Origin of the sequence: Nonomuraea monospora (assembly GCF_039531895.1) — a bacterium.
GTDB lineage: Bacteria > Actinomycetota > Actinomycetes > Streptosporangiales > Streptosporangiaceae > Nonomuraea > Nonomuraea monospora.
In genome coordinates this window covers 43707-60950 of sequence record NZ_BAAAQX010000029.1, presented here as the reverse complement: position 1 = coordinate 60950, position 17244 = coordinate 43707, and the positions used below count along the sequence as shown (strand labels likewise).

Annotated in this window: 13 protein-coding genes; 6 read left to right on the top strand and 7 right to left on the bottom strand. The window is 71.4% G+C overall.

What is annotated here, in order from left to right:
• Nucleotides 1-924 (bottom strand): nickel ABC transporter permease, encoded by a 924-nt coding sequence (nikB, locus tag ABD331_RS41295; protein ID WP_344487789.1) that lies wholly within the window; start codon nt 922-924, stop codon nt 1-3.
• Between the two features lie 388 nt (nt 925-1312).
• Between nikB and ABD331_RS41290 the strand changes: the two genes are divergently transcribed.
• The 5 genes from ABD331_RS41290 (at nt 1313) to ABD331_RS41270 (ending at nt 11748) form a co-directional block, all read left to right on the top strand.
• Nucleotides 1313-2404, top strand: a complete 1092-nt coding sequence (locus tag ABD331_RS41290; RefSeq protein WP_344487787.1) for a LacI family DNA-binding transcriptional regulator — start codon at nt 1313-1315, stop codon at nt 2402-2404.
• A gap of 224 nt (nt 2405-2628) precedes the next feature.
• Nucleotides 2629-6885, top strand: coding sequence for a HAMP domain-containing protein (locus ABD331_RS41285; protein WP_344487785.1), 4257 nt, complete (start codon nt 2629-2631; stop codon nt 6883-6885).
• Nucleotides 6886-7009: 124 nt separating this feature from the next.
• Entirely contained in the window at nt 7010-9616 is a 2607-nt protein-coding gene (locus tag ABD331_RS41280) for a SpoIIE family protein phosphatase (protein ID WP_344487783.1), read from the top strand.
• Nucleotides 9617-9904: 288 nt separating this feature from the next.
• Nucleotides 9905-10498 carry a hypothetical protein gene (locus tag ABD331_RS41275; RefSeq protein WP_344487781.1) on the top strand — a complete coding sequence of 198 codons (594 nt, stop codon included), beginning with the start codon at nt 9905-9907 and terminating at the stop codon, nt 10496-10498.
• Between the two features lie 26 nt (nt 10499-10524).
• Nucleotides 10525-11748: a beta propeller repeat protein gene (locus tag ABD331_RS41270; RefSeq protein WP_344487779.1), complete on the top strand. Its 1224-nt coding sequence runs from the start codon at nt 10525-10527 to the stop codon at nt 11746-11748.
• A 72-nt stretch (nt 11749-11820) separates the two neighbouring features.
• Here the strand turns inward: ABD331_RS41270 and ABD331_RS41265 are convergent, their stop codons facing one another.
• Together ABD331_RS41265 and ABD331_RS41260 are read right to left on the bottom strand one after the other, a co-directional pair.
• Nucleotides 11821-12018: a hypothetical protein gene (locus ABD331_RS41265; RefSeq protein ID WP_344487777.1), complete on the bottom strand. Its 198-nt coding sequence runs from the start codon at nt 12016-12018 to the stop codon at nt 11821-11823.
• A gap of 59 nt (nt 12019-12077) precedes the next feature.
• Nucleotides 12078-12872, bottom strand: a complete 795-nt coding sequence (locus tag ABD331_RS41260; RefSeq protein WP_344487775.1) for an AfsR/SARP family transcriptional regulator — start codon at nt 12870-12872, stop codon at nt 12078-12080.
• Nucleotides 12873-13127: 255 nt separating this feature from the next.
• Here ABD331_RS41260 and ABD331_RS41255 point away from each other — a divergent pair, with 255 nt between their 5' ends.
• Nucleotides 13128-13340: a hypothetical protein gene (locus tag ABD331_RS41255; RefSeq protein WP_344487773.1), complete on the top strand. Its 213-nt coding sequence runs from the start codon at nt 13128-13130 to the stop codon at nt 13338-13340.
• Between the two features lie 16 nt (nt 13341-13356).
• Here ABD331_RS41255 and ABD331_RS41250 read toward each other — a convergent pair whose 3' ends face one another.
• From ABD331_RS41250 to ABD331_RS41235, 4 genes are read right to left on the bottom strand one after another with little or no spacing between them, the layout of a single operon-like run.
• Nucleotides 13357-13809, bottom strand: a complete 453-nt coding sequence (locus tag ABD331_RS41250) for a DUF3237 domain-containing protein (protein ID WP_344487771.1) — start codon at nt 13807-13809, stop codon at nt 13357-13359.
• Nucleotides 13809-15455, bottom strand: a complete 1647-nt coding sequence (locus ABD331_RS41245; RefSeq protein ID WP_344487769.1) for a CocE/NonD family hydrolase — start codon at nt 15453-15455, stop codon at nt 13809-13811. The genes ABD331_RS41250 and ABD331_RS41245 overlap by 1 nt, the downstream gene beginning before the upstream one ends.
• Entirely contained in the window at nt 15434-16279 is an 846-nt protein-coding gene (locus ABD331_RS41240; RefSeq protein WP_344487767.1) for an ABC transporter ATP-binding protein, read from the bottom strand. The genes ABD331_RS41245 and ABD331_RS41240 overlap by 22 nt, the downstream gene beginning before the upstream one ends.
• The gene (locus ABD331_RS41235; protein WP_344487765.1) at nt 16276-17244 is read right to left on the bottom strand and encodes an ABC transporter ATP-binding protein; all 969 of its coding nucleotides are present in this window, start codon (nt 17242-17244) and stop codon (nt 16276-16278) included. The genes ABD331_RS41240 and ABD331_RS41235 overlap by 4 nt, the downstream gene beginning before the upstream one ends.

Genomic DNA, 17244 nt, shown 5'->3' with positions numbered 1-17244 from the left:
TCACCGTCCCAGCCGGATGCGCGGGTCGAGGTAGCCGTACAGGACGTCCACGACCAGATTGATCAGCACGAAACCGCCGGCGATCAGCAGGATCGCGGCCTGCACCACGTTGTAGTCACGAGCCGAGATGGAGTCGATGAGCAGCCGCCCGACGCCGGGCCAGGAGAAGACCGTCTCGACGATGACCGCGCCGCCCAGCAGCTTGCCGAACTCCAGACCGGCCACCGTCACGATCGGGATGAGCGCGTTACGGATGGCGTGCACGAAGATGACCAGCCGCTCCGGCAGGCCCTTGGCGCGGGCGGTCTGGATGTAGTTCTCATGGACGACGTCGAGCAGCCCGCTGCGGGTCAGCCGGATCAGGACCGCGATCAGCGGCAGGGCCAGGGTGACGCCGGGCAGGATCAGCCGGTCGAGCCCGCCGTGCCCGCCGCTGGCCAGCCAGTGCAGTTGCCGGGCGAACACCAGGATGAACATGATCCCGATCCAGAACGACGGCATGGACTGCGACAGCAGCGCGAGCACCGAGACCACGCGGTCGGCCAGGCGGTTCACCCGCAGCGCGCCGAGGACGCCGAGCGAGATCCCGAGCACCAGGCCGATCGCCATCGCCACCACGGCGAGCTGGAGGGTGAGCGGGAACTTGTCCACCACCAGGCCCAGGGCGTCACCGTGGTAGCGGTAGGAATCGCCGAAGTCGAACCGGGCCACCTCGCTGAGATAGATCCCGTACTGCACCAGGACGGGGCGGTTCAGGCCCATCTGCTCGCGCAGCCGCGCGATCTCGTCCCTGGTGGCGTCGGAGCCGAGGATGAGCTGGGCCGGGTCGCCGGGAACCAGCCGGAGCACCAGGAACACGATGGTCACGGCGCCCCACAACACGAAGACGGCGAACAGCGTGCGCCGGATGAGGTACGCGGTCATGGCAGGGCCGATCGCTGTCGGCCGGCGTCCCGTTTCAGCATCGCCAGGCAACTCCTGGGTGGGCCAGGACGCGGCAAGCGTCCGGCGGTGAGGGGTGGGGTTCGAGGGGGAAGGCCGCATTCGATCCGGCCCGGCACATTAACGTTAATGCGATTGACGGATGATGCTAGGACCGGCCGATGTGGCCGTCAAGGGTCCGATCGGCCTCCACTGCCTGACGGAGGCGCTCATCGAGCTTGCTACATAGGCATTGAGCTGCCAATACAGTCATGCGAAGAATTCACCGCAACGCCCGTCCAGGAGTGAGACGCTCCTCGGAGGGTTGACGGCCGCTCACCATTAACGTTAATTTCCGACCCATCGGAAGCGAATGAGAGAAGGCGCGCGAATGGCTGGGGGCCGGCGTCACACCTTGCGGGACATCGCCGCGACGTTGAACCTGTCGGTCAACACCGTCTCCCGCGCCCTCTCAGGGAAAGATGGCATGGGGGAGCAGACCAGGGCCCTGGTGCTTGCCGAGGCGGAACGGGTCGGCTACGTGCCGAACTCCATGGCCAGGTCGCTCGTGACGGGCTCCGCGATGACCTTCGGCCTGGTCATCACCAACCCCTCCAACCCGTTCTACGCGCAACTGATCTCCAGCATCGAGTTACGCGCCCGGACCTACGACTACTCACTGCTCCTGACGGTCACCGAGGAATCGGCGGAGAACGAGACGCGCGCCGCCGAGTCGCTGCTGCGATCCTCCGTGAGCGGCGCGATGGTCGTCCCCGTTCAGGCGAGCGCCGACCCGTGGCGGCGGCTCAGCACCGTCGGCGTGCCCACCGTGTTGCTCAACCGGGACCTGCCCGACCTCGGCTACCGCTTCGTCGGCACCGACAACGAACTCGGCGGCTACCGCGCCACCGCGCACGCCATCGCCCGCGGCGCCCGCTCGATCGTGGTGCTGGAGGAGGACCTGCCGATCACCACCATCGCCGACCGGATCGCCGGCTTCCGCCGGGCCATGGCCGAGGCAGGCCTCGCCACGGCGCACGGCAGCGTCATGCGGGTGCCCACCCGCCGGATCGAGCAGGCCGCCCAGCCGTGGCAGCCGCAGCAGGCGTACGAGATGGCGCGCCGCCTGTTACGCCGGGCCAGGCTGCCGGACGCGGTCGTGGTCGGCAACGACTACTTCGCGCTCGGCCTGTATCGCGCCCTGGAGGAGCACGGGCTCAGGGCGCCGGACGACATGATGGTGATCGGGTTCGGCGACCACCCCTTCTCCGCGTTCCTGTCGCCGCCGCTGACCACTGTCCGGCTGCCCGCTGAGGAGATCGGCACCATCGCGGTGGACCTGCTGCTGGAGGAGATCGCCGGCGTCCGGAGCGCCCGCCCGCTGAAGCAGCTCATCGCGCCCGCACTGGTGGAGCGGGACTCGACCCGTCGCATCCCCGGCACCTCGGTCGTGCCGCCGGGTCACCGTACTTCGGTGGAGTGACCACCGCGCCTGCTCGTCAACGGCGCGCACCAGCCGGGCGAACGCCTCCCCGCGGGTGCGTGCTCGACGGCGGCGCCACCGCCCGATCCGGGCATTCGTTGCAGGTCCGAGGCTGTTCGGCGGGGAAGTACAGCAAAGGATCTAGTACCCTCACAAACCGGTGACGAAGGCACGTACGAGTCGCCGGCAGCTCAGGTTGACGGGTAAGAACGAAGAGGCGGGACATGAGTGACTCATCGGTGAAGGGCTCGCGTTCCACCAACCCAGGGAACGCGGAGGTCGGCGAGCAGGAGCTGCGGCAGCTCCTGGCGGGGCTGACGGCCGTCAGGGACGGCGACTTCCGCCATCGGCTGCCCGGCGACGCCGACGGGCTGCTCGGCGAGATCGCGTCGGTGTTCAACGGCATGGTGGACCAGCTCGCGCTGTTCACCTCCGAGGTGACGCGGGTGGCCCGCGAGGTGGGCACCGACGGCCGGCTGGGCGGCCAGGCCGACGTGCCGGGCGTGTCGGGGACGTGGAAGGACCTCACCGACTCCGTCAACGCCATGGCCGGCAACCTCACCGATCAGGTGCGCAGCATCGCCCAGGTCACCACGGCGGTCGCGCGCGGCGACCTGTCGCAGAAGATCACCGTGGACGCCCGGGGCGAGATCCTGGAGCTGAAGAACACCGTCAACACGATGGTCGACCAGCTCTCCTCGTTCGCCGACGAGGTCACCAGGGTGGCCCGCGAGGTCGGCACGGAGGGGCAGCTCGGCGGCCAGGCCAACGTGAAGGGCGTGGCCGGCACCTGGCGCGACCTCACCGACTCGGTGAACTTCATGGCCGGCAACCTGACCGATCAGGTGCGCAACATCTCGCAGGTGGCCACCGCGGTGGCGCGCGGCGACCTGTCGCAGAAGATCACTGTCTCGGCCCGGGGTGAGATCCTGGAGCTGAAGAACACGCTGAACACCATGGTGGACCAGCTCTCCTCGTTCGCCGACGAGGTGACGCGGGTGGCCCGCGAGGTGGGAACGGACGGCCGGCTGGGCGGCCAGGCCGACGTGAAGGGCGTCTCCGGCACCTGGAAGGCGCTGACGGAGTCGGTCAACGTCATGGCCGACAACCTGACGGCGCAGGTCCGCAGCATCGCCGAGGTCACCACCGCGGTCGCGCGCGGCGACCTGTCGCAGAAGATCCGGGTGGACGCCCGGGGCGAGATCCTGGAGCTCAAGGAGACCATCAACACGATGGTCGACCAGCTGTCGGCGTTCGCCGACGAGGTGACCAGGGTGGCCCGCGAGGTGGGCACGGAGGGCAACCTGGGCGGCCAGGCCACGGTCCGCGGCGTGTCGGGGACGTGGAAGGACCTGACGGACAACGTCAACGTCATGGCGTCCAACCTGACGAGCCAGGTGCGCAGCATCGCGCAGGTGGCCACGGCGGTGGCGCGCGGCGACCTGTCGCAGAAGATCACTGTCGAGGCCAAGGGCGAGGTTGCGGTCCTGGCACAGACGATCAACACGATGGTCGACACGCTCAGCGCGTTCGCCGACGAGGTCACCCGGGTGGCCCGCGAGGTCGGCACCGAGGGTCAGCTCGGCGGCCAGGCGCGCGTCCCGAACGTGGCGGGCACCTGGAAGAACCTGACCGACAACGTCAACTCGATGGCCGACAACCTGACCAACCAGGTGCGCAGCATCGCCCAGGTCACCACGGCGGTGGCGCGCGGCGACCTGACCCGCAAGATCGACGTGGACGCGCGGGGCGAGATCCTGGAGCTGAAGACCACCATCAACACGATGGTGGACCAGCTTTCCGCGTTCGCCGCCGAGGTCACGCGCGTGGCCCGCGAGGTGGGCAGCGAGGGCAGGCTGGGCGGGCAGGCCGAGGTCGAGGGCGTGTCCGGCACGTGGAAGCGGCTGACGGAGAACGTCAACGAGCTGGCCGGCAACCTGACCCGGCAGGTCCGCGCCATCGCCGAGGTGACCAGCGCCGTGACGTCCGGCGACCTGACCAGGTCGATCACCGTGGACGCCGAGGGCGAGCTGGCCGACCTGAAGGACAACATCAACTCGATGGTGAAGTCGCTGCGCGAGACGACCAGCGCCAACGAGCAGCAGGACTGGCTGAAGTCCAACCTGGCCCGCATGTCCAGCCTGATGCAGGGGCACCGCGACCTGGCCACGGTGGCCGAGCTGGTGATGAACGAGCTGGCGCCGCTGGTCGCGGCCCAGTACGGCGCGTTCTTCCTGGCGGAGGAGAGCGAGCTGAAGCTGATCAGCGCCTACGGCTACCCGGTGGAGACCGACCGTCCCGACCGTTTCCGCCTCGGGCAGGCCCTGGTCGGGCAGGCGGCGAGCACCCGCAGGACCATCGCCGTGGACGAGGTGCCCGCCGGGTACGTGAAGGTCTCCTCGGGTCTGGGGGAGAGCCTGCCGGCCTCGCTCATCGTGCTGCCGATCGTGGTCGAGGAGCAGGTGCTGGGCGTGATCGAGCTGGCTTCCGTGCAGCCGTTCACGTCCGTCCACCGGACCTTCCTCGACCAGCTCATGGAGACCGTCGGCGTCAACCTCAACACGATCGTGGCCAACGCGCGCACCGACGAGCTGCTCAAGGAGTCGCAGCGGCTGGCGGTCGAGCTGCAGGCCCGCTCGGAGGAGCTGCAGAACCAGCAGGAGGAGCTGCAGCGCTCCAACGCCGAGCTGGAGGAGAAGGCCACGCTGCTGGCCCGCCAGAACCAGGACATCGAGACCAAGAACCTGGAGATCGAGCAGGCCCGCCAGGAGCTGGAGGACCGCGCTCACCAGCTCTCCCTGGCCAGCAAGTACAAGAGCGAGTTCCTGGCGAACATGAGCCACGAGCTGCGCACGCCGCTCAACTCGCTGCTCATCCTGGCTCAGCTCCTGGCGCAGAACCACACGCGCAACCTCACCCCGAAGCAGGTCGAGTACGCCGGGATCATCCACTCGGCCGGCTCCGACCTGCTGCAGCTCATCAACGACATCCTCGACCTGTCCAAGGTCGAGGCGGGCAAGATGGACATCAACCCCGAATGGGTGCAGGTCCGTCAGCTCCTCGACTACGTCGAGGCCACGTTCCGGCCCATGACCAGTCAGAAGAGCCTCGCCTTCCGGGTGACGACGCTTCCCGGCGTCCCGTCCGAGCTGCTCACCGACGACTCGCGGCTGCGGCAGGTGCTGCGCAACCTGCTCTCGAACGCCGTCAAGTTCACCGAGACGGGCAGCGTCGAGCTGCGCATCGAGCCCGCCGCGCAGTCGGAGCTGCCCCCCTCGGTACGCCCGCACGGCGGCGCGCTCGCCCTGCGCGTGATCGACACCGGCATCGGCATCGCCGAACAGCAGCTCGAAGTCATCTTCGGCGCGTTCCAGCAGGCCGACGGCACCACCAGCCGCAAGTACGGCGGCACCGGCCTCGGCCTGTCGATCAGCCGCGAGATCGCCTACCTGCTCGGCGGCGCCATCACCGCGCACAGCACGCCCGGCGAGGGCAGCACGTTCACCCTCTACCTGCCGATCGCGCGCCCCGACTTCCAGGACCCGGCCGCCAAGGACGCCGCGGCCGAGCAGTCCGAGGAGACCACCGAGCAGGACGAGACGACGCCCGGCGAGCCGCGCTCCGTCGGGACGCCCGCGCCGCCCCAGCAGCGCCGCCTGCTGGTGATCGAGCACCGCGCCCGCGGGCTGCTCTCACTGGTCGCCGAGAGCGTGGTGCACGAGCTGCCGCGCACCCGCGTCGGCGAGATCGAGCTCGTCGCCGCCGCCGGCGCCCAGGAGGCGGCGGCCACGCTGGCGGCCGAACCCTGCCACTGCATCGTGCTCGACCTGGAGATGCCGCAGCAGGCGGCGTACCAGCTCCTGGAGGCGATGGACGGCGACCCGGCGCTGGCGGGCGTGCCCGTGCTGGCCTACACCAACTGGCAGGCCGGCCCGCAGCGCGAGGCGCACCTGGCCAACCAGCCGCTCGAGCTGCTGTCCAGCCTCGACGAGCTGCGTGAGCGCATCGCCCTGCACCTGACGGCCGAGCAGGTCGGCGACGTGCTGCCGCTGATGCGCTCGCAGGCGCCCCTCCCCGCCGCGGCCGGCGGCGAGGTGGACGGCGCGTTGAGCGGACGCACGATCCTGGTCGTGGACGACGACACCCGCAACCTGTTCGCGCTGACCAGCATGCTGGAGATGCACGGCATCCGCGTCCTGCACGCCGAGAACGGCAGGGAGAGCCTCGACGCTCTCGTCGAGCACCCCGAGATCGACCTCGTGCTGATGGACGTCATGATGCCGGAGATGGACGGCTACGCGGCCACGGCGGCGATCCGTGCCATGCCGCAGTACGCCGCGCTGCCCATCATCGCCGTGACCGCCAAGGCGATGCCGGGCGATCAGGAGAAGAGCCTGGCGGCGGGGGCCAGTGACTACGTCACCAAGCCGGTGGACGCCGATCACCTGATCGAGCGCATCCGGCACTGGCTGACGACATAGCCCGCCCACCGGCCCGCACCGCCTCGTCCCCCCAGCCTCGCCCACCAGCCTCGCCCACCAGCCTCGCCCACCAGCCTCGCCCACCAGCCTCGTCACCAAGCCTCGTCCCAGGCAAGGAGAGCACGTGCACGACCTCCAGCACCCGGCCGCGCCGGACGCCGGCGCTGCCGGTTCCCCGGAGCTTCCGGACGCGGCCACGAACGTCGGCCGCCTGGCGGCCACCATCGAACGGCTGCGCGAGGCGGTGCGGGAGGCCCAGCACGTGGCCGAGGGCCGGGCGCTGATCGAGGTGGCCAAGGGCATCCTGATCGAACGGCTCGGCTGCGGCCTCACCGAGGCGGCGCGGCAGATCGCGACGCTGGCCGAGCAGGCGGGCGTCTCTCCCATCGAGATGTCGGCCGACATCATCAACCACGCCGCCAGGGACCGCATCAGCGAGACGGCCAGGGAGTTCCTGAACGCGGCCCGCTCCGGTGACGCGCCGCCCGCGGCCGGACACGACCGCCCCGGCACAGACCCCGCCTCCGGCCGAGGACCCGCCTCAGCCGCAGGACCCACCTCCGGCAGAGGGCTCGCCTCGGGCGCTGGGCCTGTCTCCGGCAGAGGGCTCGCCTCGGGCGCAGGGCCCGCCTCCGGCACTGGGCCTGCCTCAGGCGTAGGGGCCGCCTCGGGATCCGCTTCGGGAACCGTCTCCAGTGCCGGTGCCGGTGCCGGAAACGGTGCGGGTGTGGCGGTGCGCATGCGCAGCGCCGAGAACGGCATGCTGCAGGCCGGCGACGCGCAGGCCGTGGCAGAGTCGCTGCTGCAGCACGCGCTGACCCCGCTAGGCGCCACCGCCGTCGCCGTCTGGGTCGCGGGCCACGACGCCTCGCTCTCACTGGCCGGTTACGCCGGCTTCAACGAGGCCGAAGCCGCCCGCTGGCGCTACGTCCCGCCCGGTGTGGCCACCCCCGCCCGGCGGGCGCTCACCGAGCGCAAGGCGATCTGGCTGCGCGCCCTGTCGGACGTCGGCCTGCCCTCGATCGGCTGGCACGCCACCCCCGGCGGTGGCCGCGCGTCGGTGCCCGCCGGCACCGGCGGCCGAGTGCTGGGCGTGCTGGAGATCAGCTGGCCGGAGCCGCTGGAGACGCCGTCGCCGCAGATCGTCAAGCAGATCGAGGCGCTGGCCGAGCTGTGCGCGCACACGCTGGAGCGGCCCGTCGGCACGCCCGCCCCGGCCCCGCCGTCGGAGCTGACCGACCTGGCCGACGTGCTGCCCGACGCCGCGATGGTGCTGCAGCCCTGCCTGAGCGCCGACGGCCGGCTCACCGACTTCCGGATCCGCCACACCAACCGGCGCTTCACCGACCCGGCCGGGCGGCCGGCCGCGATGGTGACCGGTGCGCTGCTGCTGGAGGCGTACCCGCTGGCCGCGCAGGACGACGGCCTGTTCTCCAAGATCGAGCGGGTGCACGCCACCGGCGAGCCGTTCCAGTCCGACCGGGTGACGCTGACCGCACTGGTCGACCAGGTGCCGCTGGCCAGCGTCGCGCACGTGAGCATCACCCGCCACGGCGACGACGTGCTGATGATCTGGCGGCTGCAGGACGAGGCCACCCGCCTGGCCAGCCTGCTCCAGCACGCCCAGCGCCTGGGCCGCATCGGCGGCTTCGAGGAGAACGCGCTCACCGGCGAGATCACCTGGAACAGCCAGCTCTACTCCCTGTACGGCATGGACCCCGGCGAGCCGCCCATCCCGCTGGAACTCCTGGCCCAACACGCCCACCCCGACGACGCCGTGGTGATCGGGCGCTTCCTGCGCACCGTGCTGCACCACCGCCAGCCCGCCTCCGCAGCGTTCCGGCTGCAGCGGCGCGACGGCATCGCCCGCCACATCAGGGTGGTGGCCGAGCCGACGCTGAGCGACGAGGGGCATCTGCTGGCCATCCGGGGCGCGTACCAGGACATCTCCTCCCAGCACTGGACGGAGATGGCGCTCGCGGCCACCCGCGACCAACTCGCCCACACCGAGCAGCAGGCAGCCGAACGCAACCGGCTGGCGCTGCAGCTCCAGCGGGCCATCATGCCCGCCAGCCAGCAGCCGGTGGAGGCGTTCGGCCTCGACGTCGCCGTCCGCTACCGGCCGGCCGAGAAGGAGCACCTGGTCGGCGGCGACTGGTACGACGCCGTCATCCTGCCGTCCAAGAAGATCCTGCTGGCGGTCGGCGACGTCGCCGGCCACGGCATCGAGGCGGCCACCGGCATGGTCGTGCTGCGCAACGCCCTGCGCGGCCTCGCCGCCACCGGCGCGGGCCCCGGCCAGCTCCTGGCCTGGCTCAACATGGTCGCCCACCACCTGACCGAGAACGTGACGGCCACGGCGATCTGCGGGCTGTACGACCCCGACACGCACGTGCTGAGCTGGGCCAGAGCCGGGCACCTGCCGCCCATCCTGGTCAGGGACGGCCAGGCCGTCGAGCTGGACATGATCAGCGGCGTGCTGCTCGGCGCGCTGTCGGACATGACGTACGAGGAGAGCCAGATCCAGCTCGCCCACGACGACGTGCTGCTCATGTACACCGACGGCCTCATCGAGCGCCGCGACCTGCCCCTCCACCAGGCACAGCAGCAGCTCCTCCGCACCGCCACACACCCGAGCACGGGCCTCGGCCAGCGGCTGGACCACCTCCTGACCCACAGCAAGTCCGACACCGACGACGACACCTGCCTCGTGGGCATCCAGCTCCACTGAGCCGTTCGGGCCGAGCAGTCCCGTCAGGCCGCCGGGGGTGATCTCGACGGTGATCCCGTCGACGACGATGATCGTCCGGGTGTCGTGCAGGCGGTGCAGGGACTCGATGATGAGCTGCTCGGAGCGCGCGTCCACATGACTTGTCAGCTCGTCGAGCAACAGGACACGAACGACTGCGATGAGCGGCGAGGGCACTAACGCGTCGTGGGTGGCCTTCCAAGGTGGAGCTGGCGGTGCAGCGGAGGGCGGCGCAGGCTTGAAACTCGACGAACACCTACGAAGGCGGTCGTGGCCATGTTTCAGTGGTCTTCGTCCCTGCTCGTCAGGGTGGCTGGTGGTCTCGCCTTGGTGTCAGGGGTCGTCGCTGCGATCCGGGGACTGGCACTCGTGATCAGCGATGAACTTCGAGGCGTGGCCAGCGTGCGGTGCTTGCCCATTCCGCACACTTTTGACGTGCGGGTATCGGGAGCCACGGATCTGTCGGCAGGGGCCAGGTACATTCCGCCGGACACACTGCTCGTCGCCGACGCTTCGGTCGCCGAGCAAGTCATGGCCCACGGAGAGAACCTTCTGATCGCGTTATGTGTTTTCTGCGCGGGGATTCTGCTCTACCGGCTGTCCCGGTCGCTGCCTCATGATCTTCCCTCTGCACGGCGCTGCCGGGTGGGACTCGCCTGGCTCTGCGCCACCGTCGCGCTCTTCGGACCGCTTGCCCCTTACTACACCTCCGCCATGCTCCTTGACAGAGTGGGCTTCTCAGGCGCGTGCACGTACTCGTACAGCGAGGCGTCCATGATCCCCGTGGTCACCGCGGCCCTCCTGTTCGCGGTGGGCGCGTGGGTGCGCCGGGCAGTCCCGGATCATCCGGATTCCGTAGACTGACCGACTTGGTGGTAGAGAGGCAGTAGGTGTCGGATCCGAGGGTCGCCGCAGGGCGTCGTCGCCCAAGCGTCACAGGCCGGGCCGCGTTGTGCGCGGTCACCGTCCTGCTCACGGCGTGCACCGCCGCACCGGCACCCCACAGCGCACCCACCGCGGCACCTTCCAAGCCCGCCCCGATCCGTACGGCGCAGGGTCGTGGCTGGCAACTGGCGCACGTCGGTGACCAGCGCGGAGTCCGGCTGAGGGCGGTCGCGGCCAGTGGCCCGCGCGACGTGTGGGCGCTCGGCAGCCCGAACGAAGGCACCGGCCGGGTGCTGCTCCTGCATTTCGACGGCCGGCGCTGGCGTGAGCACCCCGCACCCGAGCTGACGTGGAACTCCAACGACGCCAAGGGGTTCCCCGAGCTGGTGGTGACCGGCCCGCGCGACGCCTGGATCTTCGCCACCACCCCCGTCCTGACCGCCCACCATTGGGACGGCGAGCGTTGGAGCCGAAGCGGACTACGCGACCTGGACCACAATCCGGGCGAGCGAGCCGGTGCCGTCGCTCTCGCGCCTGACGACGTCTGGCTGGTGGTGGGCGATCACGCCGCCCACTGGGACGGGAAGACGTGGACGGCCATGCGTCTGCCGGCCTGGGCGACGTCGGTGTCGGCCGTGGCGCCCGACCAGGTCTGGGCGGTCGGCGGCACCGGCCGTCCGCTCGCCCAGGGCAGCACCGGCTCGCAGGCGGCGACCATGCGCTGGGACGGCCGATCATGGCGACTCGTCCCCGCCCCCGAGGACCGCACGCCGAGCACAGAGATCAACAGCGCGGGCCGTCCGGACGGCAACATCCCGAGGATCACACTCACCCAGGTCGTCGCCCACGCTCCGGACAACGTGTGGGCCATCGGCACCCGCCAGGTGTTCGACTACGAGGACGGCAGCAGGCAGACCACGATCACCATGCGCTGGGACGGCAAGGCCTGGTCGCGGATGCCGGGCGCGGCCGGGGTCAGCGCCGCCGGCTCCGACGGCGCGGACGGGATCATCCTGACCGTCTGGGACACCGCAGGCCTGAGCGGGGCCATCCGGGTCTCACCCGACGGCAGCAGGACCGAGCTGCCGCCGATGACCGAGGCGAATCGTGATCGCGAGCTCGACGTCTCCGCGCTGGCCGCGGTGCCAGGCGCGAGGACGGTCTACGCGGTCGGCGTCGCCTACGGCGAGAAATTCGGCCCTATGATCGCCCGCTACCGTCCCGGGTAGGAGGGGCAGGGAGTCCGCGGTCCGGTTCGGTCCTGTCGGCCGGGAGCCCCTGAGGTCGGATGCGCGGCCTGGTCACCGCCTCGCGTCAGGGCTGTTGCGGCTCGCCGCGTACACCCAGCCGTACAGTCCCGAGGCGAGTGGGATGAGGGCCCGCTCGTAGTCGTCGGCGGCGGCGAGGTCGTCCCCGGTGATGCGGAGCGCCGTGCCCTCGACGACGTCGCATCCGAGGGCGGCGACAGCTTGTAGCCGCCGCCCGCGCCGGCCATGCACAGCCGTCCAACGTAAGAAGGACGCGTATCGCGAAGGTCGCGCGGGCGGGTCACGGCTTGTCACATCGGGATCACCGCAGATGCGCCGTGGCCGCAAACCCTTCCATCAGGCAGGAGACCGCCCATCCCGCCCCGGAGCAGGCTCAGGTGGATGCGCTGCAACTCGGAGGACGGGTCGACGCCCAGGTCGTCGGCGATGCGGCGCCGGAGCCGCTCGTACACGGCCAGCGCCTCGGCCTGTCTGCCGCAGCGGCCGAGCACGCGCAGCAGGCGCCCCCACAGCGGCTCACGCAGCGGATGGCCGTCGGCCAGGTACTGGATCTCGGCGACCATCTCGGCGTGCCGCCCCTCGGCCAGGCCCAGGTCGATCCAGCGTTCCACGGCCGACAGGCGCAGCTCCACCAGGTGGGACGCCTTGGGGCCTGACAGCACCTCCGACTCGATGCCGTCGAACGCCCCGCCCCGCCACAGGGCCAGCGCCTCGTCCAGGAGGACGCGTTCCGCGGGGGTGCCGCGCGACCGCGTGGCCTCGTTCAGCAGCCTGCGGAAACGCAGGGCGTCCACCAGGTCGGGCTCCACCTCCAGCCGGTATCCCGCCGCCGACGTGCTGATCGAGGCGGGCCCGAGCGCGTGGCGGAGCCGGGCGATGTAGGTCTGCACGCTGCGCCGCTGGTTGGCGGGCGGGTCGTGGACCCACATCGCGATGGCGAGCTGGTCCGCGGAGACGGTTTCGCGTGCCGACATGGCGAGGACGGCCAGCATCGTCCGCAGCCGGTTGGGCCCCAGTTGCATCTGTACGCCGCCGCGCCACACCTCCAGCGGCCCCAGGACGGCGATGCGCAGGTTACCGGTCATGGCCCCGGTCGAGCATGTTCTGCTGCTCCCATGCCTCCTGACTATGTCCGGCCGCTCCGGTCACGAACAGGGCATAACGAGGACATCGACCGGTCATTCCGGGAACCCGGGTCAGGGGGCGGTGACGGGCCTGATCACGATGACTATGGCAGAGGCGATGCCGGGATCGGCTTCAGATCGGCTTCACGGGCGCGTGGTCGCCTTTCCCGGCGGATGGTGGGACTGTGAAGGTAGGGCGACCCGCTGGAGGAGATCGTGGCACACGCCGAGCTGAACACGGACATGGTCCTCGCCGCCGTCCGGGACCATGGGTTCGCGGCCTATGACGTCCTGGTCAAGGAGTATCCGTCGGAGGCGGTGGTCGAGGAGTTCACGAAGGCGGCCAGGTCGGGCTTCACCACCTTCGGTGTGGGGGTGCATCTGGCGTCGTTGACGGAGAAGGGACACAAGCGCCTCAAGGAGTTGTGAGGGATGCTCTGACGACTCAGCCGACGGCGTACATGCGGATCACGACCTCGTCCTCTCCCGCCCCGTCGCGCGCCAGGCCGACGAAGACGGTGCGGGCGAGCCAGGCGTGCGCTGCCGCGTCGGTGCGGAAGACGGGCGAGGTCCGGTAGTACACGCCCGCCTCGCTCACCCGCAGCGCGCCGTCGTACTGGCCGGGGCTGCCGGCCCCCTCGTGGTAGTAGCCGCGGTTGACGATGTCGATGACGGCGCCGTCCTCCGCCTGGATGAGGTAGCGGGCGTTCAACCGGCAGACCTGGCCGCGCGTTTCGGACCAGTCGCCGCCGCCGGGCAGGACGGTCCCGCGCAGCCTGGGCCCGTCCACGGTGCCGCCGACGATGGGGGTGAACTCGGCGCCCCCGCCGATGCGCAGGGTGGGGGAGAGGCGCGCGCGGATCTCGAACGCGAAGGTCAGGGCGGGGGCGAAGGACATCACGGGGTCTCCTCGTGCGGCTGTGCCGGGCCGATGCGCAGACAGGACGGGCGCGGCCCGCCGACGGTGATCTCGCGGGTGACGGGCTCACCGGGCAGGCTCGCCCACGGATCGGCCCCCGGCGGACATTCGGCGACGTAGTCGGGGAAGTCGCTGCTCATGAGGTCGAGGGCGAGCCGGTGCCCGGCACGCAGCCGGTACGCCACGCTCTGCAGGCCCACCACGACCTCGCCGAGCGGCGCGTCGAGCCGCACCTGCCCCTTGGCGACGAGATGGGCGGCCCCCTCGGGCGTCAGGTCGAGCAGCCGGACGTGGACGTGCGCCCCGGCCGGAGCGGACAGACGCAGCGTCAGCGTCACGACGCCGATCAGATCGACGTCCTCGGCGGCGCAGGGCCCGGTGAAGCGGAGCACGTCCGCGCGTTCCCCCACGGCGGCCAGATCCCCCCGGTCGAACAGGGCGGCGAACGGGTTCGAACCGGTGGAGGGAACCAGGTCGGACGGGTCGTGGGTCCAGCTCAGCACGCTCGCCTCCGGCTCCGGTGACGCGGTGAGGCGCAGCGACGCCGACAGGTGGTACTCCAGCTCGGCGGCCTCCTGGGGCGGCCACGTGTCGCTCTCGCGCCACTCCCCGTGGCAGATCTCGTACCGCACGCGGGGCAGCCGCGCCGGTTCGCCGGAACGGCCGAGCACGGCGTCGAAGAACTCGACGGCCGGGTCGAGGTAGCGGGGCAGCAGGCCGTCCAGCGCGGCGGGGCTGACCGCGTGGTCGTGGGCGGGGGCGACGGGGGCGTGGCCGAGCCAGTAGTTCTCGTGGTCGATGGCCTCCAGTCGCAGGCGCAGCCCGCCGGACCAGGCGGGGTCGCGGGACAGGGCGTGGACGTCGTGCCAGGACCAGATCGCGCAGTTGTCGAACCAGCCGATCGTGTACAGGGCGGGCACGGCAGGGCTCTCCAGCAGCGCCTTCAGCGGCGGCGGCACGAATCTCGACTCGCCCGCGAACTCGGCGTCGAAGCCGGCCGAGCGCTTGCCGATCCGGTCGAAGAACTCCTCGAACGTGGCCCGCAGCGGGCGGCCGCCCCAGTCGGGCTGCCACTCGTAGCGGCCCTGGTCCACGTAGTGGGAGGCGAGGTACAGCTTGCGGGTGGTCTGCTCGACGTCGCGGGTGCCGTCGCCGTACCGCAGGGTGGTGGAGAGCTGGGAGCCGGTGACGCGCGGCGCGATGGCCCGCAGGGCGGGGTGGCCGCTCATCGCCGCGGCGATGGCGGTGTAGCCGTAGTAGGAGTCGCCCCACATGACGACGCCGCCGTCGCACCACGGCTGCCCGGTGATCCACTGGATCGTGTCGTAGCCGTCGTCCACCTCGTGCAGCCCGAACTCGGTGGCCCCCTCCGACCGGTACTTGCCGCGCACGTCCTGCACGACGACCGGGTAGCCGCGGGCCAGGAGGTAGCGGCTGATGCGCGGCATGAAGCAGTACACGCCGTCCTTGTCGTACGGCAGCCGCACCAGCACGACGGGGCGGGGATCCGGCGGCTGCGGGAGGTAGAGGTCGGCGGCGAGCCGGACGCCGTCCCGCATGGGGATCATGACCTGGACGGCGTCGTCCGGCACGGCCGCCGGGCCTACACGGTGGATGTCGAGCATGCGGATTCTCCGTGGGATGGATGCTGGTCGAGCGCCCGCCGGTCCCTGGCCACCCGGCCGGGGTCCCAGCCGGGGGAGGGGATCGAGTCGAGCAGCAGGCGGGTGTAAGGGTGGCGGGGGTCGCGCAGGATCCGCTCGGTCTCGCCGCGCTCCACCACCCGGCCGTGCCGCATGACGAGGGCGGAGTCGGTGATGTGGCGGACGACCGCGAGGTCGTGGCTGACGAACACGTACGCGATGCCGGTGTCCCGGCGCAGCCCGTCGAGCAGGGTGAGGATCTGGGCCTGGATGGAGACGTCGAGCGCGGCGACGGCCTCGTCCAGCACGAGCACGCGCGGCTCGACGGCCAGCGCGCGGGCGATCGCGGCGCGCTGCCGCTGGCCGCCCGACAGCTCGCGCGGCAGCGACCGAGCGGCCCGGCTGCCGAGCCCGACCTGGTCGAGGAGCTCCGCGACGCGGGCCCGGTGCCGCTCGCGGGAGCCCGGCCGGTGCAGCCGCAGCGGCTCGGCGATGGACGCGGCGATGCTCCGGCGCGGGTCGAACGAGCCGTAGGGGTCCTGGAAGATGAGCTGCAGCAGGCGGGCCCGCCGTAGCCGGGTGCGGCGGGAGTGCCCGGTGACGACCTCGCCGGCCAGCGTGACCGTCCCCGAGGTGGGGCGTTCGAGCCCGGCGAGGACGCGGGCGACGGTGGTCTTGCCCGATCCCGACTCGCCGACGATGCCGAGCGAGGCGCCGGGCATCAGCTCGAAGCTCACCCCGTCCACCGCGGCGACGGAGCCGAACCTCTTCACCAGTGACGTGACGGCCAGCACGGGTGCGGTCACGGCGTCACCCCTCCCAGGTGCAGGCACGCGGCGGACGACGCCCCGTGCGGGCGGTGGGCGGGCACCTGCCCGGCGCAGTCGTCCCCGGCCAGCGGGCAGCGGTCGCGGAACGAACAGCCGGGCGGGGACTCCGCCAGCGACCGCGGCCGTCCCGCGATCGCCTTGATCGCGACCTTGTCGCCGTGCACGGACGGGCTCGCCTCCAGCAGCGCCTTCGTGTACGGGTGCGCGGGCGCGGCGAACAGCGAGGCGCCGGGGGCCTCCTCGACGATGCGGCCGGCGTACATGACGTAGACGCGGTCGCAGACGGCGGCGGCCAGGTCGAGGTCGTGGGTCACGAACAACATGCCGGTGCCGCGTTCCCGCTGGAGGTCGCGCAGCAGGCCGATCACCTCGGCCTGGGTGGTCACGTCCAGCGCGGTGGTCGGCTCGTCGGCCAGCAGCAGCTCCGGCTCGGTGGACAGCGCGCCGGCGATCACGACCCGCTGCAGCATGCCGCCGGAGAACTGGTGCGGGAAGCGCCGCAGCGCGCCGCGCGGATCCCGGATGCCGACCCGGCCGAGCAGGTCGGCGGCCCGCTCGGCGGCGGCGCGCGCGGGCACGCCGCGGGCGCGCAGCCCCTCGGTGAGGTAGTCGCCGACGCGGCGCACGGGGTTGATCGACGCGCGCGGATCCTGGAAGATCATCGACACGCGGGTGCGCCGCAGCTCGCGCAGCGTCCTGCTGTCCGCGCCGAGCACGTCCACGTCCGACACCGTGACCCCGCCGGTGGCCCGCGCCCCGCGCGGCAGCATGCCGAGCGCGGCGCGGGCGGTGAGCGACTTGCCGGAGCCCGACTCGCCGACCAGGCCGACGGTCTCTCCCCTCCGCACCCGTACGGTGACGTCGGCCAGCAGCGGCACGGCCCGCTCGCCCGCGCCGATGGCAAGGCCCAGCCGCGTGATGCCGAGCACGTCCTCGCCCAT